Here is a 21,825-nt window from a genome sequence, read left to right as displayed (position 1 = left end):
GGCCTATACTGCGCACATCCAAAAAATAGAACAGCACAGCGGCCCGTTAAATCGCCCTGTGCAATCCCGGTGTAAAACACTGCCGATTTACACCCGTTCACGCTCATCAGCTCACGCAGCGGCGCGGGTTTGCGGCTCGCCTGGACCGTTCACACGCCTTCACACGGCAAGTGCTTGCCAGCAGTGGCGCGGCTTCCGAGGTGGTCTGTGTAATTTCCGGTGTAATCCGGGCGGTTAGCTCAGTGGTAGAGCACAGCATTCACATTGCTGGGGTCACAGGTTCAAGCCCTGTACCGCCCACCATCCCTATTTGATTTTGAATGCGCGCAGCATGGCGTCGCGCTGCTGCTCGATCTGCATGTGCGCGTAGCGCTCGGTCGTCTTCACGCTGCTGTGTCCGAGGATCTTCGACACGGTGAACAGGTCCGCGCCGGTGGCGATGAGGATGCTGGCGCAGCTGTGGCGCAGGTCGTGGAAGTTGACGTCTGGCATGTCGGCGTCCTCGCGCGCCCGCCGCCAGGCGCTTTTGATTCCCTCGATGCCGACTTCCAGCGGGAAGTGCTTGAGCCAGGGACGCAGGGCGGGCACGATGGGCACGGTGCGGGTGCGCAGGGTCTTGGTGTTGCCGGCGTGGATCAGGATGCTGTCCGCCCCAATGTCGACGGCCTGCAGCTTGCATATTTCGCCGCGCCGCGCGCCGGTGAGCAGGGCGGTCCAGATAGCCGCCTGCACCGGCACGCTGCAGCGGGTGGCGATGGCCTGCACCTGGTCGAGGCTGAGGTAGGTGCTGCGGGCGTTATTCTCGGGCAGCCGCTTGACGTGGGCGCTGTAGTCGGTGGCGGTGAGGCCGCGCTCCCATGCCAGTCGCAGAGCTTTTTTGAGGGTGCCGAGGCTGCGGTTGATGGTGCCGGCGGCGTAGTGCCCGGTCATGTCCTTGACGATGTGTGCGGCTGCCTGGCGGGCCTGGCTGGCGCGGTATTTTTCCAGCCACAAGGCGATGCGGCTGGCGTGGTCGAGCGCGGTCTTGGTGCTGCGCAGGGTTTCGGCGTGGTCGACGTACAGGCTGATGACTTCGGTGAGGCGTGGATCGTTGGGGATGCGCGGGGTTTTGGCGACGGACAGCGCCGCCCGCAGGTCGGCCTCTAGCTGCTTGGCAGCACTCGCAGGTGCGTCTTCCGGCAGGATGCGGTGAACTCTGCGCCCGTCGACCATAATGCCGACGTGCCGGCGTCCCTTTTTGTCTGTCCAGATTGACATTGATTCTCCCGCAGCCAGGCTTTGCACTCGTCCAGATCATAGCGTTTGGCCCTGATCCCGACTGGAGTATAGGGCATGCCGTCCAGCTCGAGCCGGCGGACGGTGGACTCGCTGATGGTGAGGGCCGCACAAAGCTGCTGGCGGGTGAGGGCTGGCACGGTCATGTGGCGATACGGTCCAGCGGGCTGGTGGCGCCACAAGCGCCGCGATTGATGACGTGGGTGTAGATCATGGTGGTGCTGACGTCGGAGTGCCCGAGCAGCTCCTGCACGGTGCGGATGTCAGACCCGGTCTCGAGCAGGTGGGTGGCAAAGCAGTGCCTGAGCGTGTGCGGGTGGACCAGCTTGTGAATGCGTGCCTCCTGGGCTGCGACCTTCACCGCCCGCTGGATGTTGCGTTCGCTCCAGTGGTGGCGCCGCACGCTGCCGCTGCGCGGGTCGGTGCTGTAGGTCGGTGCGGCGAAGATGTATTGCCACGCCCACTCTGATGCTGCACGGGGATACTTGCGGGCGATGGCGTCGGGCATCTCGACATCGGCATGGCCGGTCGACAGGTCGATGTTGTGCCAGCGGCGGCGTTCGTCGATGTGCTGGATCAGGTCTTCCACCACGCTGGCCGGAAGCATGGTCACGCGGTCTTTGTTGCCCTTGCCTTCTCGGATGGTGATCAGACGCCGCGCGAGATCGACGTCCTTGATGCGTAGCCGCAGACATTCATTGATGCGCATGCCGGTGCCGTAGAGCAGCCGAATGATAAGCCCATTGGTGCCGGAAACGTGTGCCAGCAGCGCCGCCGTCTCCTGCTGGGTGAGCACGCTCGGCAGGCGCTTGGATACCTTGGCGCGGGTGACGCCATCCAGCCACGGCAGGTCAATGTGCAGCACGTCGCGGTAGAGAAACAGGATCGCGTGCATGGCCTGGTTCTGCGTGCTGGCGGAGACGTTGCGCTCGGTGGCCAGCGCGGAGAGGAATGCCTCGACCTCGGGTGCGCCCATGTCGGCTGGGTGGCGCTTGCCGTTGAACAGAATGAACCGCTTGGCCCACTGCAGATAGTTTTTCTCAGTGGCTAGGCTGTAGTGTTTGACACGGATGACCGCGCGCATCTGCTCCAGCAGCTTGGGCTGCTGTGGCGCGTGCATGCTGTCGCTTAACACCGGCGTCGGTGTCGCGTTTTGTTTTGCGATAGTGAGCATTGGCGCGGGTCTCCGTGTTTGGTGGTCGAGTTAACCGACAGGAGGTGTCGGATAATTTGAGTTGTGCGTCAAAATCCGCCATGCCTTTGCTGCGCACTGCGGCACCTGTCCGTTTCCAATGGCTTTAAGTCTGTCCACCCTAAAGGCCACCCCATTAGCCACTCGACCCACATCGGGTTCAGTTGCCCACCAACCTGCGTCGTTAATTTCCGCCCCGTGGTGCCTTCCGGTTCCGGGCCACCCGTTGATGCTGTTGGTGTTGCCCATAGCTTCACAGCCGCTGGCAGGCCGTTCCGTGGGTTCGTAACATCGAAGCTCCCCCGCTTCTCCGCATCGTTGGCTTTTGGTGTCGGCCAGTAGCTGCGCGCCGGGCGGCCACCACCGCGCATGTGGTGCGCCTTCGTGTTGCTCGCCAACGGCGTTGGCAACAATCCAGACTCTTTCTCGCCTATGGTTTGCACCAACATCTGCCGCTGATAGCACTCCCCATTCCGCATCGAACCCCAACGCGGCCAAATCTCCAAGGACTGTTCCAAGTCCTCGAATAGTGAGCATTGGGCTGTTTTCCACGAAGACGTAACGGGGTCGTACTTCGCTAATAATCCGTGCGAATTCTTTCCACAATCCGCTACGCTCTCCGTCGATTCCTGCGCCTTTTCCGGCTGCGCTAATGTCTTGACACGGGAATCCTCCACAAACCACATCAACAATGCCGCGCCAAGGCGTTCCGTCAAAAGTACATACGTTATCCCATACCGGGAAAGTCGGGAGTGATCCGTCGTTTTGCCTGGCGATAAGTACTGATCTTGCGTATTGGTCGATTTCAACGGCGCACACGCATCTGTGCCCGAGTAACATCCCGCCAAGTATTCCTCCACCAGCGCCCGCGAAAAGGTGTAACTCATTCAAATATCTCACTCCGTAGTTACGATTGACGCACAACACGTCAATCGAGAGCGACTGCCTATCGGCAGCGCCTCATTTCTGTTCGTTCGGCGCTACACATGCACCGCAATCACGTCCTTACCTTCCAGCGGGTTCGGCTGCGCCTTGTATCGCTCCAACATCGCTGCCCGGTCGTCTGTTGTAGGCTCAGGCAGCACGTGCTCCCCGATGTGCGTGGTGTCATATTCCCCGTCCCAAAAACGCGGGTCTGAGACGTGCTCACGAAGCCATGGCTCAATAGCTCTTGCCGCTCTCGGTAACATGTGAGTCATCAACCCGCGCTCGCCAGTGATGGCCTCAAGGTCTTCGTAGACGTGGCCAATCTCGGTATGCAGGCGGCCAGTGGTGAGGTTTCTCAATCGTTGAATGTCCATTGTTATCTCCAAGTGGTTAAGCAAGCGCCGAACAAGGCGGTCAAGCGGGAGCCGCTAAAGCGGCCCCCTTACCTGGGCGTTAGAGCGCTTTCGCATCTCGGCAGCCAGCACCGAAAATTGCCATGCCAGGCTGCGCAATTCCGTCACCTCGTCCTCGTCCTCGGCGGTCGCTGTCTTCGCTTCGCACCGCATCGCTCGGGCGTCGGCAATCGCGGCGCACTGTTCGCACTCGTCTTCCCGGAATGCCCTGGCAACATCGTTAAACCCTGCCGCAATTCGTGCCACTGAAAAGCAGCCCCAAATAATCCTAGTGAGTGCGCCAACCCGCTCAACCTTCGGCTTAAAACGAAACGGCCCGTCCACTTCAAACAACAAAACCATGTTCTCTCCTAGTTGAAACAGCGCTCTAACACGGCGTTCGTTCGGAGCCGCTGAAGCGGCCCGCACAACTTAGTCGTTGGCAGACAACAGGTCGCCCTGGGCCAGCCGTTCCACAATCGCCCGGCATTGGGTCTCGCGCTTCTCGATCCCGATTGCCCGGCGTCCTGTTTTCTTCGCCACGGCCAGCGTTGTCCCGCTGCCAGCAAAACAATCAATCACCAGCCCGCCTTCCGGCACGCTGTACTGCATCAACGGGGCCACTATCGCCTCCGGCTTCTGCGTTTCGTTCACGGCGTAGCCGTGGCAGCTCCGCGCAAAAATCACACTCCCCATCAGGCGCGGCCCGCCGTCTTCGCTGGCGTAGGCGCTTTGCCCAATATCACCCCAATGGGCTGTCCGGTTCTTCGAGCGCCTTACGCTTTTCTGTACCGCATCATTGGTGAACTGCGGCGCCTTAAACAACGGCTCCCACGTCCCTCGGTAAAAATGCAGGGCCAGTTCGTGCAGCCGCCTAAAGCGGTCGTTCGCGCTGTTGCTGCCGTTGTGCTTCTCCCAAACCACGTCCTGCGCTAGCTTCCAGCCGTCCAGGTCGCCGCGCTTGTCGAGGAACATCCTCATGCTGCCAAAGCACCACATTTGCGGCGCAACCAGTGCGGCCACTGCAGGCCATCCCTCAGGCCATCTGTCCCAGTCAAGGCTGGTCTCGCCGTAGGGCGGGTCGGTAATGATCGCGTCGGCTATCGGCAACGTCGGCAGTATCTCGAGCGCATCGCCGTGGTAGAGCGTCACATGGTCGTCTTGGTAATAGGGTCTCATCATGTCCTGTCTGCCAACAATTCGCTCAAGCGGGACCGGGCGAAAAGCCGCCCGGCCCCTTAGCTGGTTCGTTAGCCACACGCCACGCCCATCGCCTGCGAAATCTTCGCCAGTCCCTTGCCTGTCACCAGCACCTGCTCGATGATTTTTTCGCTGCCGTCGTCGCGCTGGACGGTGGTGATTTTGTGGGTGAGGTAGCCCGCCTGAATTTTGTCCTGGTAGGCGACGTTGCTGCTGCCGCCGGGTCGGCGGTAGATCCAGTGTTTTTCGCGCAGCCAGTCGAACAGCTTTTTCGGCTGCACTTGCAGGGTTTTGGCGGCGACGGTAGGGTTCATGGTGCCGTCGGCGTTGGCGATGCGGTCAAGTGCCTGGGCTTTGGGGGCGGCGATGGCGAGTTGCGCTTCGGCGTGGGCTTTCTGCTCGGCGAGGTCGGCGGCCAGGCGCATGGCTTCGGGATAGGTGGCGGGGATGTTGAACCGCGCGAGGGCGGCCTGCTGCATCAAATCGAAAAACGCCCGCACCAGGGCTTTTTTGAACTTGCGCACGATGTCGCTGTTGCGCATGTAGGTCAAAATCAGGGTGGATTGCTGTTCGTTGAGCATGGCGACTTCGCGCTGCTGGGTGCCGCCGGCGGTTTCAAAGGGTGCGATTTGAAATACGACCCTGCCGAATTCTTCCAGGTCGGCCTGATAAGTGCGCACCAGCTTGATGACGCTGGCGTGTTCGTTGGCGGTGCCTTCGGCAATCGCTAGCGAGGTGGTGACGGCTTTGCCGCCCAACAGGCTGACAAGGTTTGTCATGCGGTTTCTCCTTCGGTCTTGACGTTTGGGACGATCCCCCCGTCCCGCGGACGCATCAGGCGCGGGTGCAGGTACATGGCGGAGACGATGCCGATGGGGCCGCCCATGAGGGTGGCGGCGATCTGGGTGGCGTTGGCGTCCGGGATCAGTTGCCATAAAAATATCTGCGCGCTGCCGATTCCGAGGCTGGTGACGATGGCGGCGATGTAGTGTTTGCCGTGGACGTTTTTCTGCTGGAAACCGAGCAGGAAAACGGTAAAGAAGGCGCTGGCGAAGAGGGCGAAGTGGGTCATGCTGCCAGCCATTGCAATAGGTAGGCGAGCAGGATCGTCGCCATGCCTGCGACGCAGGCGGTGGCGATGTTGAGCGCGTCGTGGCTGTGCGATGGCTTTTTCATGATGCGCTCTGGGCGGCTTCATGTTCGCGTGCCGGGGCATGCTGCGGTTTGCCGTATATCGCGTGCGCGTGCTGTCCGGCGGCTTTTTCAACCAGGTCATGCAGGCGCTTGACGATGCTGGCGATGCGCTGCTGCTCGCCGGCCTGGTCGATGAGGAAGGCGCGCATGGCGTCCAGTTCGGCGGCGGCGTCGGCGATGTGGATAAGGTCGGCGAGGTCGACGCGGTATCGTGGCTGCGGCAAATAGAGCGCGGTGTCCTGTTCGGCCAGGCGCTTCAAGGTGCCGCCGCGGACGCGGGCGAGGCCGTAGTCGGCGGCGAGCAGGGCGCAGTGCACGTCTTCCGGTACGGGATAGCGCTCAGGCCAGAAGTTGCGGTGGGCGGCGCACAGGTCGTGGGTGGCGTCGGCCAGCACGCGGACGTCGGCGAGCAGGTCGCTGCGGGCTTCGGCTTTGCCGGGCTGGCGGCCGGGGGTATAGGTGACGCCGCCGTGATCGTTGAGCAGGAAGTTGCGGGCGGTGGAATTGGGGACGGCTGCGTTCATGCGATGCTCCTGAGTTTTCCGTCGGCGCGCATCAGCGCAGCGACGTGCTGTGATGCGATGGTGTCTGCGCGCAGGTTTTTCACGGTGCTCCAGGCAGTCTCTACGTCGCGCCACATGGCGGGGCGGTCTTCGCGGCTGGAATCGAGCCAACACTTGACAGCGCGACTGTGATCGTCCAGCGCGGCGCGCACTGCGCCCTGGCCGCCCGCGGAGGGGTTGGCACCGGGCTTGTGGCGGTAGTGCCCCGGCGCGATATCGGCGGCTTCTGCCGTGTTTTTTTGTTTGGCGGCATTGCCAGCAGACAAATTGGCTTCGCGGATGGCCTTGCATTCTTCCGCGCTGCGGGACTTTTGCGCCAGCGCAAAGTAGCGGCGGCTGCGGGCGGTGCCTTCGTAGCGCAGTTCGCTCCAGTCGGCCATGGTGCGCATGGTGTTTGAGGCGTTGCCGGTGTCGCCATGGCCGGCGAGGTGAGCGACGATTTCGCCCATGACTGCACCGGGGCGGGCGATCAGGTAATCCAGAATCAGCTGGCGGCGGGTGGCGGCGACGATGTTTTGCGCGGGAATCCGACTCATGCGGCACCGCCGATCAGCCAGCCGAGGATGACGCCGAGCGCGAAAACGGCGATGAAAGCGTCGATGCGCGTTGCGTCGGCGGCGATTTCGGCTGGCAGGTCGGGGTCTTCCAGCCAGTGCGGCATGAGGCCGAAACGATTGGTGGAAGCGGGTTTATGGGGGGCGTGTTGCATCACTTTCCTCCTGCGGGTTGGGCGGCGGTTTTTTGCAGCTGTTCGGATACGGCCAGGGTGGTGATCTGGCGGATGAGATCGGCGTGTCTTGCGGCGGCGGCCGGCATGGTGGCGCGAATGGCGGCGACAAATTCGGTGGGCGGCTTGGCATCGCTGGCGCAGCGGTGGGCAAGGCTGTCGAGTGCGTTGCGCTTGAGGGTGGCGGCGGCATGGTTCCAGCCGTAGTTCTCGATGTCGTTGAGCAGCATGCGCGGGTAGCCGATTTCGTGAGCCAGTTCGCCCAGGGCGATGATGTCTGCCACGCCGGGCAGAGGAATGGCCACGAGTAAGGCGTGTGCAAGGGCCACATGCTGGTCCCAGTCGCGCTTGATGTTTTTGGCTGCGCTGAGGTCGTTTTCTACCTCGACCAGCAGCCGATCCAGCGCCCGCACGGCCTCGGTAAGCGCCACATTGTCGTCAGTCGGCATCGCCGCGTCGCGGCGCACGTTGATAAGCCCGGTGCGCAGCTGCCGCAACTGGCGGCGGCGGTTAGCCTGATCCTTTCCGCCGTCGAAGCGGGCACGGTCTTTTTGGGAATCGGTCAACATGGCCGAACCCCGTATGGGTCAAAGTCGATGCGGGTCTGGTCCGGAGAAACCGCGCGCGCGTCTGGAATGATCGACATGGCGTGGTCGGCGGCGATCAGCGCCAGGGTGAGGATGTCGTCACGCAGGCCGTAATCGGGTTCTTCGCTGGCCAGATAGAGCAGTTCGGATGCGAGGCTGTCCCAGTTGCCGTGGTTGGCTGTTTCGATGGCGTCCTGCCATAGGGCGACGACGCCGGTGGGGAGGATGATGGTCATTGGCTGGCTCCCTTACGGTTTGCCAGTTTCCAGCGTACCGACGTAGACACCGGCCAGCGCTTCGCCCATCTGCTCGGCGAGATGCTTTTCCACCCATGTGCTGGTTTCTTCGGCCAGGCGTTCGGCGCCGACGATGCGCAGGGCGAGCGCGGGCTTGCCGTCGGCTTCGCGCACGCCGAGACGGATGACGATTTGCAGCATGCAGGTGCCGACGAATAGTGGGCTATGCAGTACGAAGTAGGCGGGCAGGGTGTCGGTGTCGCCGCTGGCCTCGATGCTTTCCAGCGCCGATCTTTGGCGCGACATGTCACCTTCGACATTGGTGGTGCTGGCCTTGGCCTCGATCTTGACGCGCCGCAGCGCGGTGATGGCGCGGCGGGATTCGATTTCGGCGCCGTCCGTCAGGTGGGCGCTGATGGCGCCAGCCCAATCCTCCAGCCACTCGATTACCTGTTGCTGGCTGCGGGTGGCGCAGGCCATGAGCTGCGCGGCTTGCCAGGCCGGCGCTGGCTTGAGCTTGAGGGTGGCGTGATGGTGGCCCCATTGCGGCGCGGTGGCGTCGCCGTGGTCGAACACCGCCTGTGCGCCGCTGCCGTTGGGCTGGACATAGGCGGTTGGCTGGGCGCTTGATGCCTTATTGGCGGCGGCCTTGGCATAGGCCACAAAGTCGGCCAGGCGTTCGGTCTGGTAGTGGTGGCGGTGAAAGCGCGGCTGGGCAGCAAACTGCTCGGCGCGCTGCAGGGTGGAGCCGGGCGGCAAATACAGCGCTTCGCCAACGGTGCCGGTAGTGATGGTTGCGGCGATTTCTGCGGTAAGCGCGCCGATCTTGTCGATGACGGCGGCTTCCATTACACCACCTCCCGCTGGGTTTTGCTGATCAGGTCGAGCTGGGTGTCGGGGGTGACGGTCATCTTGCCACCCTTGCCGACATACAGCAGGGTCTGGGTTTCGTCGGTTTCGCTCGCTTTGCCGCGCATGGTGGGCTTGGCGTAGGTAAGTTTGTGGGTCATGTTGACCTGGGCACCTTCGCCGATGCGCTCGATGTTGAATTCGAGCGTGACCTTGCCGGTCTGCTTTTTGCTCTCGGCGTTGACCACGCCAGCGCGGTCTGCGAAATGGCGTGGGATACCTTGCGGTCGAAAATCCCGGCGTCGAGTTCCTCGAAAATATCGACGAAGCCAGGGGCGTTCGTTGGGTTTGACATAGCTGCTCCTTGGGTTGATTGGGCTGGCTCTGCCAGCGGTCGCGGGGCTTTCGTTATCCCGTCACGGCCTGTCTCGCTATCAGGCTGCGGCATCGTTCGGTGGGCCGATGCGGCCGTGCTGCTCCGCCTTTGCGGGCGGGTATTCGTGTTGCACCTGCTGGCCCTGCACCTGCGATCCACATTCGATGCCCCACCCTGCGTCTTCGTGATGCTCACAGCCTGTTGCCAGACCGCCGGCAGGGTTTACTCCCTGCACGTCTGCCGCTTTGTGGTGCGCACTGGGCGCGCGGCTCCGGGGTGGTGGGTGCTCGCCGTGTTGGCGGCTTGAGAGAACAATACAAATTAAATTGTATTCAGTCAACAAGTAAATTGGTATTTGTGGAAAAAACCCGGCAAAATAAAAACGCGCCCGGGGTGGGCGCGTTCAAAAAGGAGATGGAATGGCTACGACGTTACCGGCGATTTATGCGACGGCGGCCTTGCATTGCGTGCTTCCGTATCACGCTGACACAGACCGCATGGGGGTTGGGTTTGCGTTGGAGGATGGAACTGTGATGCGAATTGCGCTGGATGAAGCCAGCGCTCGGCAGCTCGCCGAAGGCCTGCTGGATCATCTGGCAGCGGGCGGTGGACATGGTGAAGATAAACTGGTCAACCTATCCGGCTCGGTAGACAACCACTTCGACATCGACTCGGCGATGGCCGAATATTTAGGTGCCCGCGGCGGCGCGGCAGGTGGTTTACTGCGATCTGTCCCCATCAGGGAGCTTGTCGCGGATGAAGTCGGCGACCGGCTTAGCTTCGTAGGCGCGGCGGGTGAAGGACTGCCAGCCGACGCTGATGATGCGTCGCCCGATGCGTCGGTGGGTGGATCGGAAGGCCTGATTCACCGGCGGTCGGATGGGGTTGAGTTGCCGTATGCGGTTGGGGCTATGGAAAAGCACCTTCGGGTTTCGCTGTCGCGCAATGGGGCTGGCGACATTGAGGTCTTTTCATGCGAGACGCAGACCCTGCTTGTTTTGCCGAAGCGCGATGTGCAATTACTTATAGATGGCCTGATGTCTCTCGATCAAATGCCGTCATCACGCGAAATAATTTCCCTTGATCCTTCGTCTTGAATTTATGACGTCGGAAAAATAGCATCGCGGCTTTGGCCGCCTGCTCGTCGGTAAGTTCGGAATGCGACACGATCTCGAACAGCATGCCGTTGATGCTGAAACGCTTTGGATGAAGCACGGATGGTAATTGCATTGGGAACCCCTGACTCATGCAGTCATCGCGGCACCTTGACGCCGGTATCGCGCTCGAATTTCTCTATGTTCTCCTGAAGGCTGCGGCCGGCGTCTTGCATGTTCTGTGTGGCCTGTTGCATTGCCTCACGCGCGCCGCTGGCCTGGTCGCTGATGATGTTGAAGAAATAGATGGCCGCGATGATGCTGGCGATCCCGCCGACAATCGAAAGCATGAAGGAAAGTACGTTCGCGCTATCCAGGCTCGCCGCGCCGACAATGAAATCGACGCTCTTGAATAGCAGCATGGCGCACAGTATTTGTCCGATTATTTCCAGCATGTCGTTCCCTTTGGTCAGTCGAATTTCAGTTCAAGCTGCACGCACAGGCGCAGTACCTTGGCTGTTGGAACAGAATCAGCTCTCTTTGGTACGTTTGGCGAATTCAGCAAGCGTATCAGCGTTTTTTGCCAAGGCTTCCACAATCTCCGGCGACTCCTGCATTGCCTTGAGCACGTGCGCTGCCTGCGGGCTGAGATCGTAATGCTGGATGACGATCATTGGGCCGGTCTCGTCTTGAAGCCAGTCTGCTGAAACGCCGCACGCCCGCGCGAGCGAAACAATGTCGGTGCTTTCTTCCTGCAAGCCAATTTCGATGTTTGAAATGGTCTGTTGGCTGACCCTGCTTTTTTTGGCCAGTGCATTTTGGGTGAGGCCAGCATATTCCTTGCGTGCATGGCGTAGGCGTTCAGCAAGTGTCATGCCGGGCAGGCTACAAATTAAATTGTTTTGGCGCAAACCAATATGCTTGTTGTTATCTAACAAGTTCATTGGTATTATTTGAAAATGATCGATGCACTCCAACATGCTATTTCCCTCGCTGATGGTCAGTCTTCACTGGCGCGCAAGCTGACCGAACACTTTACGGAACTCGGAGAGAGCCGAAAAGTGACGCAGGCCAATGTGTGGAGCTGGCTGAATAGCAAAAACCCAGACCACATGCCGCCGTCCGATTTCTGCCCTGGCATTGAAAAGATCACGGGTGTCCCATGTGAGCGGATGCGACCCGATATTGAGTGGGCCGTATTGCGCGGCGTGCCGTGCAAATGCGAAACAGCCGACGCGCTGCCGCCAGGCGCAGCCGTTGCCGGAGATCGGCGCGCGGAAGCCAACCGCCGTCCAGACCTCGATTTTTGCGGGTTCGGCGAGCAGCGCGAAAGCGCCCGCCGCCAGGATGATCGCCGCGGCGAGGGCGCCGCGGCTCAAGTGGAGAAAGCCGCATGACCCAAGCACGCATCATCAATCTGTTCGACGTGGATTCGGCTGTCCGCTTTCCAGATCGAGACGGATTACCAGCGTCCATGCAGCGCCATCCAGCACGTACTCCCGCGCAACGACATAAAAACGCAGTCCAAGGTCATGGAAATGCACGGTGTCTCCAATGTGCGGGATGGCGCTTGTGGGCAGCGCTGGCAACTGGCTTTGCGCTTTGCCTCCTGCTGCCAGCGCTGCTTGGCTGGCTTGCCTGGTGTAGGTGAATAGCATGAGCAGTTCTTCCATGTCCGTTCCTTTCCTGTCGGGAGTCGATGTTGTGAGAAACACCGATTCTACCGGGGCTGGAACGGGTGCCCATATTCCGCTGGCATGCCGGTCGTATGCCAACTCCTCCCTCCGGGCTCGCCCGGCTTCGCCTCCATCCGCAAGGGTGGGGGCCTTTTTTTCAGGTTCGCGCGGGTGATGTCCATGGGATCCATCCTATTTTTTTACCTGCGTGAAGGCTTTACGAACGCTTACGAAAAATTCGCAAAGGGTCGCAAATGAATCAGACGCCGCTGTTTTTCGATGATGTGAACACTGCGCTCTCCCATGTGGTGAACGTGCTGGGCGGGGCGAAACGGGTGGGGCCGATGCTGCGCGGCGACGATATGACGGTGGACGCCGCCGCGCGCTGGGTACTGGACTGCCTGAACCCGGACCGCCCGGCGCAACTCCACCCGCACCAGGTGCTGGTGCTGCTGCGCGCGGCGCGGGCGGCGGGCGATCACACGGCGATGAACTGGTACTGCGGCGAGATCGGCTATCAGGCCACGCCGGTGGAGCCGGAAGACGAAGCGGCGGCGCTGAAGCGCAAGTACATCGAGTCGGCACAGATGATGGCGCGGATCGCGCAGCGGATCGAGCGGCTGGAAACGCCTGCGGCAGTGCGGTCGGCGGCGAATGCGTAAGCACACCACCCGCCGGCCGCATTCCGCCGACCCCGGCGCTTTCCTGCGCGCCATTGGCATGCAGCAGCAGCTCGACGATACCCAGCAGGTTGACCTGACGCTGGGTGTGCGCGCTGCCGTGCTGGCCATGCGCAACGGGGTGGGGCTTGAGGATCACGTGCACACGCTGGCCAGTGCCATCAATGTGGCGCTGGTGCTGTGCGAACAGGGCGCGGGACGCGAGTTTCAGGACGCGATCATTGCCGGGCAGATGGCCTTGATGCGCACGATCGAGGGCGGCAAGCGCACCGGGCAATGGGGCTTCGATGGCCCGGCGCTGGCCGAGGTGGATCAGTCACTGGCTATTTACGAAGCCCAGTTGGCGGCGGTGCCACGTATTGCGGCGCGCGATGCAGTGCGCGAGGTGATGCGCCGGGTGCAGCAGGGGCATGTGTTCGAGGTGGTGCGGGAGAGGGTTGTCTGATGGCACGTGCGCGGAATATCAAGCACGGTTTTTATCGCAACGAAGATCTTGCCGAATGCTCGGTGTGGGCACGGCTTATTTTTCCTGGGATGTGGATGTTGGCGGATCGTGAGGGCCGTCTTGAGGACCGGCCGAAGCGAATCCGCGCTGATCTGTTGCCTTTCGATCTGGTGGATGTGGATCCGCTGCTGGATGAGCTGGCGGGCCGCGGGTTCATCACGCGATATCAGGTTGGCGGCCAGCGTTATATTCAGGTGACGAAGTTTCTGGAGCACCAGCGGCCCCATGGAACTGAAAAAGACAGTGCCATCCCGGACATTGATGGATATTTAACCGTTCACGAACGCGGAAAAAACCTTTGTGCAACAGGAACATGTAGAAAAGTAAACACCTTTAACGGTGAGATAACCGTTATACCACCGTTAGATAACGCCCTGAATCCTGAATCCCGAATCCTGAATCCTGAATCACGGGGTAGCGGGCAACAGCAAGGTGCTACCACCGTAGGGCGGCAAGCCGCCAAAAACCAAAACCAAAACCAAAACCAAAACAACCCCGAAACCTTGTCAAAAACCCCGGCGGAGCCACCGCCAGAACCCGATCCAGCGCCATCACCGAGCACAGAAACCCCGCCATCAGGGGCAAACCCGCCAGCGTCTGAGCCGCATGCCGCCGCCATCACGGTGCGGGCATTGGGCATCGCGGTGCTGTTGCGGCAGCGCGGGGCGGGGGTGGCGGCGGGCGATGTGCGATTGCGAAGCTGGGCGGAACGGGGCATCACCGACGCGGTGCTGCTGACGGCGCTGGAAACGGCGGAACGACGGCGGGTGGATGCGGGGAGCCTGCATCCGGTGAACGCGGGGTTGCTGGATTCGATTCTGGCGGATGCGCAGGCGCCGCCCGCCCGGGCATCACCGCGAGGCGGGGGGCGGCAGGCGGCGCGCGATGCGTATCGCACGGCGGCGGAAGCGTCAGAGCAGCGGTTGAATTTTAACGAAAGGAGCGGGCATGGGCGAGTTGCCGAACGTGACATCACCGGAGAATCTGCCGTCGTTGCCTGATTTGTGGATGGAGCGAATTTTTCGGCTGATGGAAAATCGCTATGGGGCGAAGTGGCCGGACAGTTTCGGCGGCATCGAACGCGAGCGGATGCGGCAGGCGTGGGGGGAGGAACTGGCGGATTATGCCGGGGACGAGATCAAGCGCGGGCTGGATGCCAGCGTGGCGCGGAACCCGGTGTGGCCGCCGACTGTTGGCGAGTTCATGGCGCTGTGCCGGCCGCTGCCGGATGCGCGGGCGGATTTTGCCGAGGCGCGCGAGCAGATGGCGCTGCGCATGCGGGGCGAAGGAGCCGACCGCTGGAGCCGTCCGCAGGTGTACTGGGCGGCGGTGGCGATCGGCAATTACGACCTGCAGACGTTTGGCTGGGAGCCGCTGCGGCATCGTTGGGAAAACGCACTGGCGGGGGCAAAATCCAGCCCGGTGCCGGAGTGGAAGGCGCCGCTGTATGCGCTGCCAAAGCCGGGCGAGCAGGGGGTGACGCGGGAGGATGCGCGCGAGCGGATTTCAGGGGTGGCGGTGGGTTTGACGCTGAAAAATGGGCGCGGCGGCGATGCGGCGGAACCCGGCAAGGCGTGGGCGGTGGAACTGCTGCGCCGGGAGGCGGCGGGGGAGAGCATCGCGCTGGTGGCGGAAGGGGTGTGGCGCGATGTGCTGGGTTTTGGCCATGGCATTTCAGCTGGCGACGCGCTGCGCAGTCTTGAGTCGAGGGCGGCATGATGGACAGGATTGCACGCGCATGGCTGTTGCGCAGCGAATTACACGGGTTCATCGCTGCGCATCCCGGGTCGAGCATGGCGGCGATTGCGGCGGCGTTTTCCGGGCGCAACCTGGTGACGCTGCGCAAGGCGGTGCGGCGGCTGTGCCGCGACGGCGACGTGGAAATGCGCGGCGGCAGCACGGCGGCGCGCTACCACGCGCGGGCGTCGCAGCCAACGGCGGAATGCACGGTGCGCGACAAACTGCGCGAATCGGGGCGGAAATCCCATGCCCTGCATCTGCGCGACCGGTTTCCGCGCAGCCCGCCGGTGGTGTTCATGCGTCCGCCGCTCGATCCATGGAGCACGGTCCACGTCAGCAGCGGCCCCTGCATTCGGAGCCATGGCGGGCAAGGAACGCGGATGGTGTGGCGCGGCGGCGTTTCTTCGCTGGGGGGGTGACGATGGCCAATACTTTTTTCGTGTCGACCAAAAACACGCAGAATCTTTTCGGCAAGGCGACCGATGCGCAAATCAACAAGGCGCTGGCAATTGGCCTGACGCGCATCGGCGCGCGCATCAAGGACGCCGCTGCGCTGGAAATGCGCAGCGTGTTCGACCGCCCGACGCCCTACACGATGAACGCATTGCAGCTGAAGTCGGCAGAGAAAACCGCCGCGGTGCCACGCGCCTTCGTCGGCTTCAAGGACAAGGCGGGCAGCTTCATCGCCAACGGCGCGGATGCGGGGCCGATCATGGCGGGCCGCGCGCACTACCTGCGCCCGCAGGTGTTCGGCGGCAGCCGTCCGCTGAAGGCGCTGGAATCGCGCCTGCGCCGGGCCGGAGCGATGGCGGCGGGGCAGTATGCGCTGCCTGGCTGGGGCGCGCGGCTGGACGCCTACGGCAACATGACCGCCGCCGACCGCAACCAGGTGCTGGCCTACCTTGGCGGCTTCGGCGACGTGGGCGGGGTGAAGAATACGACTGTCGCCGGCAAGGCCAAACTCAAGGGCAAGGGGACCGAGTATTTCGCCCTGAAGGTGCGGCGCGGAAATCTGGGGCCGGGCATCTACCGGCGTAGCGGCACGGGCAGCCGGGCCACGCTGCAGCAGGTGCTGAAGTTCATCGACCGCGCCCCGCAATACCGGCCGCTGTTCGATTTCCACGGTGTGGCGGACCGCACCGGGAAAAAGGTGGCGGACGAAATCATGCACGACGCGATGGCGCAAGTGCTTTTTACGGGAAGGGGATAGGGATGCGTGACCAGAATGGCGTGCTGGAGGATATTTCTGATGTGATCGGCTTTACGGCGACCACGCGGCTGGTGACGATTTTCGGCCCGGGCAATCTGCTGGTGCCGGTGAAGCCGCACCCGGACCATGCCATCACCATGGCGATCGGCGCCCCGGCCATGCGGCGGCTGGTGGCAGAATGGGGCGGGCAGGTACTCAAGCTGTGCATGAACGCGGATTTTCATCACGCGCGGCTGGTGCGCGCGGTGGCCAGCATGATCAAGGAAGGGATATCGACGAAGGACGTGGCCGACGTGGTGGGGCGCACCGAGCGCCAGGTGCGCAACCTGCGCGTCGAGGCCGAGGAAATTGGGCTGCTGCCGCTGGTGCTGCGGACGAAGGGTGCGAAGATTGCGAAATAGCGCGTCCAACTAGAATTCTCCGACACGCCCTGCCGCTTAACTCAACCACCAACTACGGAGACCAGCTCCAATGCTCACGCTCGCAAAACCAAACGCGACACCGACGCCAGTGTTAAGCGACACGCAGCTGCAAAATCTTCGCCCGAGGGCTATGCGTGGAAATCTTCGCCCGGGGCATTGTTGCCGCCCAGCTTCGGTGCTGGGTCGACTGCGCTGGCGGCCCAGGCGGCGCGGCTGCCTGGGTTGTCTTCCATGCTGCGTTCGGTGATCCAGGCGCGGTATGCGGCGCGGTTGAACAGCACGATGCGCACGCGGGCGCCTTCACCTTCGAGCAGGATGCGTGCGCGATCGATGGCGGCAGCGTGGAGGTCGGCGGGCAGCTCGGCCATGTCGGGGTGGGCTGCGGCGAGATCGGCATCGCCGGCGTAGCGCAGCAGCACGGCTTCGACCTGATTCCACTCAATCCCGTTTACTCCGGTGAGATTACCGTATTCATCCCACGCAATATCAGCCATGGCGTTGGCGTCGGCGTCGAGCTTGCGCATGCGCGCCTGAACGTCGGGTGGAATGGGACGGGTGCCGTTTTCCAGATAGCGCCAGCTTCGATCCGTCATGCCGTTGATGGCGCCCGCCTGTTCGCGGGTGAGCCACAGCGAGCGGCGCAGGGTGTTGAGTTCGGTGGGGTTCATTGGTCGGTTCCCCATTGGCTCATGGTTTTTGTTCGCCCGAGGTGGGTATGCCGAAATCTTCGCCCGAGGCCACCCTAGCGCCCGCCGCGCGCAGCTGCTGGCCGATGGGTGCCATGCTTTGTCCTGCCTTCCGCCAGAAGCGGTCGACGGTTTCGATAATGGCGCATTGCGCGGCGTAATCCATGCCATCCAGCCGGGCGGCCAACTCGGCGAGATCGATGCCCCATTTTTCGGCCATGCCGTCGGGGCCTGAGTCGGCTACATTCAGCCCTATGCTGCGTGCTGGGTCGGTGTCGGGGTGGTCGGCGAGGCGGTGGCTGGCGTTGAGGATGTCGCACAGGCAGGCCCATTCGTTTTCCGCCAGGGCGGGCAGGGCAGCATCGACGATGGCGCGATAGCGCACCATGGCTGACGGCAGCGCCTCGGGTTCGTCGCGCGGGATATGACCGGCATCGCAGGCCATGGCCCACGATTCGGCAATGCCTGCAATGCGCGCGGACAGGTTCTGTTCGCTGTCGGTGCCGAGAATGGCGGCGCTGGTGGGGTTGATGTAGATGCTGCGTCTCATGGTGTGGTCCTGGTGGGTGATGAATTATTGGGGGGCGACTGCTTTGGGACAAGGCACATGCGTCCGCTATTGACCATGCGGGCTGCCATCCGGCGGCATTGGCGCATGACGGCTGCACATTGTGGATCGGACGGTTCACCCGGTAATCGATCTGAACACAGGTGGCTGAATTTGTCCCAAACAGCGACGCGCTCGGACCGGTCGAATGTGTTGATTCCGGCTAATCGCTCGGTGTCGCCAATGCTGCTGGCGCGGGTGAAGTGTAGGTGCTGCTCGATGTCTTTTTCGGTAACGCTCATGGTGTTCTCCTTGAGTTGTGCGGCCTATGCCACGCAGTTTGAAAAACGGTCGCCCGAGGTGGGTAGGCCGCCGTAAAAATCTTCGCCCGAGTACCCTATCAAGAAGGGCGTATCCGGGTGCTGCTTGATCTTGAGCACCTGCTGCGAGCGTTCGCTCGCGCGGTATTCGCCCGAGGGGTGCCGCGCCACCAGCCCTTCGCCGCCGGCCGCCACCACGGCGGCGAAGCGGGCGGCGAGCCAGGCGCGCCCGGGGCATGGATGGTGCTCGATGATGCCGATATGCGCGGGCAGGATGCCGGCCAGGCGCTGCAGCACGGCGAAGCGCTCGGCAAACCCGCCAGGCACGCCGGGCGCATCGAACAGGTAAAGCCCGACGCCTGACCAGTCCGCGCCATCGGATCGCGCGCGTCGCGCCAGGCCCTGCACGCGGGGCAGGGTGCCGGCGCCGGCGTATAGCTCGCCTTCCAGCGCCATGGCGGGCAGGCCGGCGGTGAGCCAGGCCGGCGCGTGGATGGCGTTGCCGGTCTGGGTGGCAAGCTGCGCGCCATCCCAGCAGGCGCGCACGCCATCGAGCTTTTCCGACACCAGCCAGCCGGCAAGATCGCCGCCGGGGTAGGTTTGCCAGGTCATGGGGGCGTTCATGCTGCGGCGACCAGTTGTTCGCGCAACCATACGATGCGCTCATTCAGGCGGTCGGCTTCGGCGTTGCTTGTCGTTGTCCGCGCCCGCGTCGCGCTTCCGTTGTGATACCTAGACATTTGTTTGGTACGCAATTCGTCGCGCTTTTTCAGCAGCTTATCAAGTTCTTTTTGCATGGTGTTCCCCTCAATAAATGCTTTTGTAGCCGTCGCCCAGATCATGGCCGGCGCGGACAATGTAGGTCCACCCGCCGGACAGCGGGCGGCAAGCCATGAAATACGTCCACAATGCCCAGGCCTTGAACGCGCTGGCGGTCGATAAATAGAACTTTCCATCACCGTCTGATTCTGTCCCGCCCTGGACTCCTGCGATTGTCGAGAATTCGAGCAGGCGCGCCGCCAGCGGCGAGCAGTTAAAATTCCTGGTTTTGATGTAGTGCATAATTTTTCTCCTTCGCCCGAGGGCTATATGCGTGGAAATCTTCGCCCGAGGCCACACGGCCCCGGTGCGGGTCAGGCGTAGGCGGTCCAATGGTCGACCGGATAGCATTTAAGCCCGGCCACGTCGCGCGGCTCGATCTTGTTGGCCCATGCAAAGCTGCGCACCTTGACCGATTGCCCGTCATCGCAAACCATGTGGCGCTTGGCTTCGCCGGTGTAGTGGCCGGGCTTGGGCACACAGTCGCCGGTCATGTAGTGATCGCCGCCCACCGATTCCGCGCCGATTTCGCGCAGCTCGACCATGCGCGCGCCGATCAACTTCGTGACCTCGTAATAGTCGATATTGGTCTGGTCGTACCCCCACGAGCTGCGCAGCACGTCGCCCACCTGCAATTTGTGCCCGGCGGCGCGTTTGGCGGTCTGTTCGGCGCGGCGCTCGGTTTTGCGCTGGGCCTGGGCCTGCTGTTTGTCCATGTATTCGCCCGCCCATTGCATGGCCTGCGCGCGGTCGCGCATGGTGTAGTGGGCGTCATGCTTGCCGCGCTTGCCCGAGTAGGCAATCACGGCCACGCTGCCCGGCTGGCGAGTGCTGGCGATGAGCCACACTTCGGCGCCGAGCGCGGTATCAAACGCGATGCGCTCGGCATTCTCAGCCCCGCCGGGTATCCAGCGGCCGGGAATGAGGGTGGCGCATGCCGGTTCGGCCGGAACTTCGCCCGAGGGGTCGATCTGGATATGGCTACCATATACGCTGGCAACAATGCCGGCCTTCCGCAACTTCGCCGCGCGCGCTTCGGCAACGCCCATGCTGCCATATGTGAGTGGATAGGCCTTACTCTCGCCGCGCTTGCGGGACCAGGCCGGAATTTTCGCCAACACCCGCACACTATCGCCGCTGCGCGTTTTGACCTCGACCGTCAGCACGTCGGGCTGGGTTTGTTCGCCCGAGGCCATCACCTCGCCAGCTTCGCCCGAGGTGGTGCGCTCGGTTTGTTCGCCCGAGGCCTGCACGGCCATCAAACCGGCCGCCTGCAGCGTGCCAGCCGGGTCAAGCCATGCCGCTACATCGGAGGCAACCACGGCCACGGCCTGCGGTGCTGCTTCGCCTACACATTGCGAGGGTTTCGCCCACACCAGCCCCAGCGGGTGTGGCTCGAATTGGCCTGGCGCTGTCTGGATGTAGGCGTCAAACCCCAGGCCGGCCAGCTTGGCGCGCTGTTCTGCGCTGCGCGGGTAGCGTGCAACGTGCCAGCCGTGCGATTTAAGGGCCGATTCAATGGCGGCGGCCGGGGTGAGTTCGGCGCCATCTATCAGCAGATTGGCGCGGTTGATGCCATTGCCCGGCTTTTTCTTGCCGGTTTTGGTATAGGTCGCCAGAATGGCGCGCGCGGGGTTTTCGAGTTGGCGCCGCGCCACGCGGGCAAGCCCGCCCGCTACATCAGGGATTTCCAGCACATCGCCCCATATCGGGCACACGGCCACGACGCGGAACGTGTCGCAGTTGATGGCGCCAGCCGGCGCGGGCGCCGCTTCGCCCGAGTCGGTCGGTTGGGTTGATTCGCCCGAGGGGCTGGGCGTGCCGGCATTTAGCTGCGTCTCCAGGTCGTAAATCCGCATTTCCATATCCGCCATCGAGTCGGTGTATTCGGTTTCAAGCGTTTCGATGCGCGCATTCAGTTTGTCGTTTTCCGCGTCCATGCGCGCGCATTCGGCGGCCTGCTCGCCCAGGTCGTCCAGTTCTTCCTCCAGTGCCTCAGCATAGGCGCGGAAGCTGTCGACGGTCTGCGCGCAATAGGCCGTGCGCTCTAGTTCTGCTGTGATAGTGCCGAGTTCTGTTGTGATTACGTTCATGGTGTTTCTCCTTGAGTGAGCGCGGCCTATGCCGCGCGGGTGTGTTATTTAATCGTTTTCCAGCGTACCGGCGATCCGGTCGCGCACATCGTCCAGCCTCAGGCTGCGGCGCGCAGCACGCGCGCCAGGGTATACAGGGCGCGCGGTGTACCGGTGCGCGCCAGGATGCGCGCCACGGTCGCGCGGTCGAGGTATTGCGCGGCCTGCGCCAGGCGGATGGCCTGGGCAGCGTGCGGGTGGGTGATTGTGATAATGATCATGTTTATCTCCTAGAGTGCTGCCGGCCCCTGCCAGCAAGCCCAGCGCGTCGGCTGGTGTATGTAGTATCGGTCATACGGGTAGGATATCAAGTGGAAAATACAGAAAAAGCGCAAATAATTTATAAGATGTTGAATTGTTTAATCATTTAGTTTACGACAGTCCAGCCAGTCCAGCCAGTCCAGCCAGTCCAGCCAGTCCAGCCAGTCCAGCCAGTCCAGCCAGTCCAGCCAGTCCAGCCAGTCCAGCCAGTCCAG

At 62.5% G+C, this 21,825-nt stretch carries 35 protein-coding genes and 1 tRNA gene; 10 read left to right on the top strand and 26 right to left on the bottom strand.

The window, feature by feature from the left end; all coding sequences use genetic code 11:
* Positions 1-228: 228 nt before the first annotated feature.
* Positions 229-303: transfer RNA gene (locus tag ABW22_RS15830), tRNA-Val, on the top strand.
* Between the two features lie 3 nt (positions 304-306).
* Here ABW22_RS15830 and ABW22_RS15825 read toward each other — a convergent pair.
* The 15 genes from ABW22_RS15825 to ABW22_RS15765 all read right to left on the bottom strand — a co-directional run bounded on the left by ABW22_RS15825 (position 307) and on the right by ABW22_RS15765 (position 9,390).
* Complete coding sequence (locus ABW22_RS15825; RefSeq protein ID WP_059759094.1) at positions 307-1,257, bottom strand: tyrosine-type recombinase/integrase; 951 nt, start codon at positions 1,255-1,257, stop codon at positions 307-309.
* A 160-nt stretch (positions 1,258-1,417) separates the two neighbouring features.
* Positions 1,418-2,449 carry an integron integrase gene (locus tag ABW22_RS15820; protein ID WP_419184932.1) on the bottom strand — a complete coding sequence of 344 codons (1,032 nt, stop codon included), beginning with the start codon at positions 2,447-2,449 and terminating at the stop codon, positions 1,418-1,420.
* Between the two features lie 30 nt (positions 2,450-2,479).
* Positions 2,480-3,307, bottom strand: coding sequence for a DNA cytosine methyltransferase (locus ABW22_RS16945; RefSeq protein WP_419184933.1), 828 nt, complete (start codon positions 3,305-3,307; stop codon positions 2,480-2,482).
* A gap of 140 nt (positions 3,308-3,447) precedes the next feature.
* Positions 3,448-3,768, bottom strand: a complete 321-nt coding sequence (locus ABW22_RS15815) for a hypothetical protein (protein WP_157648693.1) — start codon at positions 3,766-3,768, stop codon at positions 3,448-3,450.
* Between the two features lie 54 nt (positions 3,769-3,822).
* Entirely contained in the window at positions 3,823-4,149 is a 327-nt protein-coding gene (locus tag ABW22_RS15810; RefSeq protein ID WP_059759089.1) for a hypothetical protein, read from the bottom strand.
* Positions 4,150-4,218: 69 nt separating this feature from the next.
* Positions 4,219-4,968, bottom strand: a complete 750-nt coding sequence (locus ABW22_RS15805; protein ID WP_202813975.1) for a DNA-methyltransferase — start codon at positions 4,966-4,968, stop codon at positions 4,219-4,221.
* A gap of 68 nt (positions 4,969-5,036) precedes the next feature.
* Positions 5,037-5,765: a phage antirepressor KilAC domain-containing protein gene (locus tag ABW22_RS15800; protein ID WP_059759087.1), complete on the bottom strand. Its 729-nt coding sequence runs from the start codon at positions 5,763-5,765 to the stop codon at positions 5,037-5,039.
* Entirely contained in the window at positions 5,762-6,058 is a 297-nt protein-coding gene (locus ABW22_RS15795) for a hypothetical protein (RefSeq protein WP_059759085.1), read from the bottom strand. The genes ABW22_RS15800 and ABW22_RS15795 overlap by 4 nt, the downstream gene beginning before the upstream one ends.
* Positions 6,059-6,158: 100 nt before the next feature.
* Positions 6,159-6,704, bottom strand: a complete 546-nt coding sequence (locus ABW22_RS15790) for a hypothetical protein (RefSeq protein WP_059759083.1) — start codon at positions 6,702-6,704, stop codon at positions 6,159-6,161.
* The gene (locus ABW22_RS15785) at positions 6,701-7,279 is read right to left on the bottom strand and encodes a hypothetical protein (RefSeq protein ID WP_059759082.1); all 579 of its coding nucleotides are present in this window, start codon (positions 7,277-7,279) and stop codon (positions 6,701-6,703) included. Before ABW22_RS15785 ends, ABW22_RS15790 begins: the two co-directional genes overlap by 4 nt.
* Positions 7,276-7,452, bottom strand: a complete 177-nt coding sequence (locus tag ABW22_RS17530; RefSeq protein ID WP_157648692.1) for a hypothetical protein — start codon at positions 7,450-7,452, stop codon at positions 7,276-7,278. Before ABW22_RS17530 ends, ABW22_RS15785 begins: the two co-directional genes overlap by 4 nt.
* Positions 7,452-8,039, bottom strand: a complete 588-nt coding sequence (locus tag ABW22_RS15780; RefSeq protein ID WP_059759080.1) for a hypothetical protein — start codon at positions 8,037-8,039, stop codon at positions 7,452-7,454. The genes ABW22_RS17530 and ABW22_RS15780 overlap by 1 nt, the downstream gene beginning before the upstream one ends.
* Complete coding sequence (locus ABW22_RS15775; RefSeq protein WP_059759078.1) at positions 8,033-8,293, bottom strand: hypothetical protein; 261 nt, start codon at positions 8,291-8,293, stop codon at positions 8,033-8,035. Before ABW22_RS15775 ends, ABW22_RS15780 begins: the two co-directional genes overlap by 7 nt.
* A 12-nt stretch (positions 8,294-8,305) precedes the next feature.
* A complete protein-coding gene (locus tag ABW22_RS15770) occupies positions 8,306-9,142 on the bottom strand; it encodes a DUF2303 family protein (protein WP_059759076.1) in 837 nt (278 codons plus the stop codon).
* Positions 9,142-9,390, bottom strand: a complete 249-nt coding sequence (locus ABW22_RS15765) for a hypothetical protein (RefSeq protein ID WP_059759075.1) — start codon at positions 9,388-9,390, stop codon at positions 9,142-9,144. Before ABW22_RS15765 ends, ABW22_RS15770 begins: the two co-directional genes overlap by 1 nt.
* A 547-nt stretch (positions 9,391-9,937) precedes the next feature.
* On the opposite strand from ABW22_RS15765, the gene ABW22_RS15760 reads away from it, so the two are divergent.
* A complete protein-coding gene (locus ABW22_RS15760; protein ID WP_059759073.1) occupies positions 9,938-10,615 on the top strand; it encodes a hypothetical protein in 678 nt (225 codons plus the stop codon).
* A 155-nt stretch (positions 10,616-10,770) separates the two neighbouring features.
* Here ABW22_RS15760 and ABW22_RS15755 read toward each other — a convergent pair whose 3' ends face one another.
* Complete coding sequence (locus tag ABW22_RS15755) at positions 10,771-11,034, bottom strand: hypothetical protein (protein ID WP_157648691.1); 264 nt, start codon at positions 11,032-11,034, stop codon at positions 10,771-10,773.
* A 108-nt stretch (positions 11,035-11,142) separates the two neighbouring features.
* Positions 11,143-11,592, bottom strand: coding sequence for a helix-turn-helix domain-containing protein (locus tag ABW22_RS15750; protein WP_082709030.1), 450 nt, complete (start codon positions 11,590-11,592; stop codon positions 11,143-11,145).
* On the opposite strand from ABW22_RS15750, the gene ABW22_RS18475 reads away from it, so the two are divergent.
* A complete protein-coding gene (locus tag ABW22_RS18475; RefSeq protein ID WP_082709028.1) occupies positions 11,572-12,009 on the top strand; it encodes a YdaS family helix-turn-helix protein in 438 nt (145 codons plus the stop codon). The genes ABW22_RS15750 and ABW22_RS18475 overlap by 21 nt on opposite strands.
* 15 nt (positions 12,010-12,024) lie before the next feature.
* Here the strand turns inward: ABW22_RS18475 and ABW22_RS15740 are convergent, their stop codons facing one another.
* The gene (locus ABW22_RS15740) at positions 12,025-12,285 is read right to left on the bottom strand and encodes a hypothetical protein (protein WP_059759065.1); all 261 of its coding nucleotides are present in this window, start codon (positions 12,283-12,285) and stop codon (positions 12,025-12,027) included.
* Positions 12,286-12,542: 257 nt separating this feature from the next.
* On the opposite strand from ABW22_RS15740, the gene ABW22_RS15735 reads away from it, so the two are divergent.
* The 7 genes from ABW22_RS15735 to ABW22_RS15705 are packed head-to-tail and all read left to right on the top strand — an operon-like array spanning position 12,543 to position 16,824.
* Entirely contained in the window at positions 12,543-12,950 is a 408-nt protein-coding gene (locus ABW22_RS15735) for a hypothetical protein (RefSeq protein ID WP_059759062.1), read from the top strand.
* Complete coding sequence (locus ABW22_RS15730) at positions 12,943-13,413, top strand: hypothetical protein (RefSeq protein ID WP_059759060.1); 471 nt, start codon at positions 12,943-12,945, stop codon at positions 13,411-13,413. Before ABW22_RS15735 ends, ABW22_RS15730 begins: the two co-directional genes overlap by 8 nt.
* A complete protein-coding gene (locus ABW22_RS17525; RefSeq protein WP_157648689.1) occupies positions 13,413-14,474 on the top strand; it encodes a hypothetical protein in 1,062 nt (353 codons plus the stop codon). The genes ABW22_RS15730 and ABW22_RS17525 overlap by 1 nt, the downstream gene beginning before the upstream one ends.
* A 7-nt stretch (positions 14,475-14,481) precedes the next feature.
* Positions 14,482-15,192, top strand: coding sequence for a hypothetical protein (locus ABW22_RS15720; protein WP_059759056.1), 711 nt, complete (start codon positions 14,482-14,484; stop codon positions 15,190-15,192).
* Complete coding sequence (locus tag ABW22_RS15715) at positions 15,189-15,632, top strand: hypothetical protein (protein ID WP_157648688.1); 444 nt, start codon at positions 15,189-15,191, stop codon at positions 15,630-15,632. Before ABW22_RS15720 ends, ABW22_RS15715 begins: the two co-directional genes overlap by 4 nt.
* 2 nt (positions 15,633-15,634) lie before the next feature.
* On the top strand, positions 15,635-16,423 hold the full coding sequence (locus tag ABW22_RS15710) for a hypothetical protein (protein ID WP_059759053.1): 789 nt from the start codon (positions 15,635-15,637) through the stop codon (positions 16,421-16,423).
* A 2-nt stretch (positions 16,424-16,425) separates the two neighbouring features.
* Positions 16,426-16,824 (top strand): hypothetical protein, encoded by a 399-nt coding sequence (locus ABW22_RS15705; RefSeq protein ID WP_059759051.1) that lies wholly within the window; start codon positions 16,426-16,428, stop codon positions 16,822-16,824.
* A gap of 149 nt (positions 16,825-16,973) precedes the next feature.
* Here ABW22_RS15705 and ABW22_RS15700 read toward each other — a convergent pair whose 3' ends face one another.
* The 8 genes from ABW22_RS15700 to ABW22_RS17505 form a co-directional block, all read right to left on the bottom strand.
* Positions 16,974-17,513 carry a DUF1870 family protein gene (locus tag ABW22_RS15700; protein ID WP_059759049.1) on the bottom strand — a complete coding sequence of 180 codons (540 nt, stop codon included), beginning with the start codon at positions 17,511-17,513 and terminating at the stop codon, positions 16,974-16,976.
* Between the two features lie 19 nt (positions 17,514-17,532).
* On the bottom strand, positions 17,533-18,081 hold the full coding sequence (locus ABW22_RS17520) for a hypothetical protein (RefSeq protein WP_059759047.1): 549 nt from the start codon (positions 18,079-18,081) through the stop codon (positions 17,533-17,535).
* A complete protein-coding gene (locus ABW22_RS17515) occupies positions 18,078-18,380 on the bottom strand; it encodes a hypothetical protein (protein ID WP_157648687.1) in 303 nt (100 codons plus the stop codon). The genes ABW22_RS17520 and ABW22_RS17515 overlap by 4 nt, the downstream gene beginning before the upstream one ends.
* Positions 18,381-18,404: 24 nt before the next feature.
* On the bottom strand, positions 18,405-19,010 hold the full coding sequence (locus ABW22_RS15690) for a hypothetical protein (RefSeq protein ID WP_059759045.1): 606 nt from the start codon (positions 19,008-19,010) through the stop codon (positions 18,405-18,407).
* A gap of 8 nt (positions 19,011-19,018) precedes the next feature.
* On the bottom strand, positions 19,019-19,195 hold the full coding sequence (locus ABW22_RS17510) for a hypothetical protein (protein ID WP_157648685.1): 177 nt from the start codon (positions 19,193-19,195) through the stop codon (positions 19,019-19,021).
* Positions 19,196-19,205: 10 nt separating this feature from the next.
* Entirely contained in the window at positions 19,206-19,460 is a 255-nt protein-coding gene (locus tag ABW22_RS15685) for a hypothetical protein (protein WP_059759043.1), read from the bottom strand.
* 71 nt (positions 19,461-19,531) lie between these two features.
* Positions 19,532-21,310, bottom strand: a complete 1,779-nt coding sequence (locus tag ABW22_RS15680) for a hypothetical protein (protein ID WP_059759041.1) — start codon at positions 21,308-21,310, stop codon at positions 19,532-19,534.
* Between the two features lie 98 nt (positions 21,311-21,408).
* Positions 21,409-21,570, bottom strand: a complete 162-nt coding sequence (locus ABW22_RS17505; protein WP_157648684.1) for a hypothetical protein — start codon at positions 21,568-21,570, stop codon at positions 21,409-21,411.
* Between the last annotated feature and the right edge of the window lie 255 nt (positions 21,571-21,825).

The sequence above is a fragment of the Thiobacillus denitrificans genome, assembly GCF_001530125.1.
GTDB lineage: Bacteria > Pseudomonadota > Gammaproteobacteria > Burkholderiales > Thiobacillaceae > Thiobacillus > Thiobacillus denitrificans_C.
The sequence above is the reverse complement of the archived record's forward strand: the minus strand, read 5'-3'. Positions and strand labels throughout refer to the sequence as shown.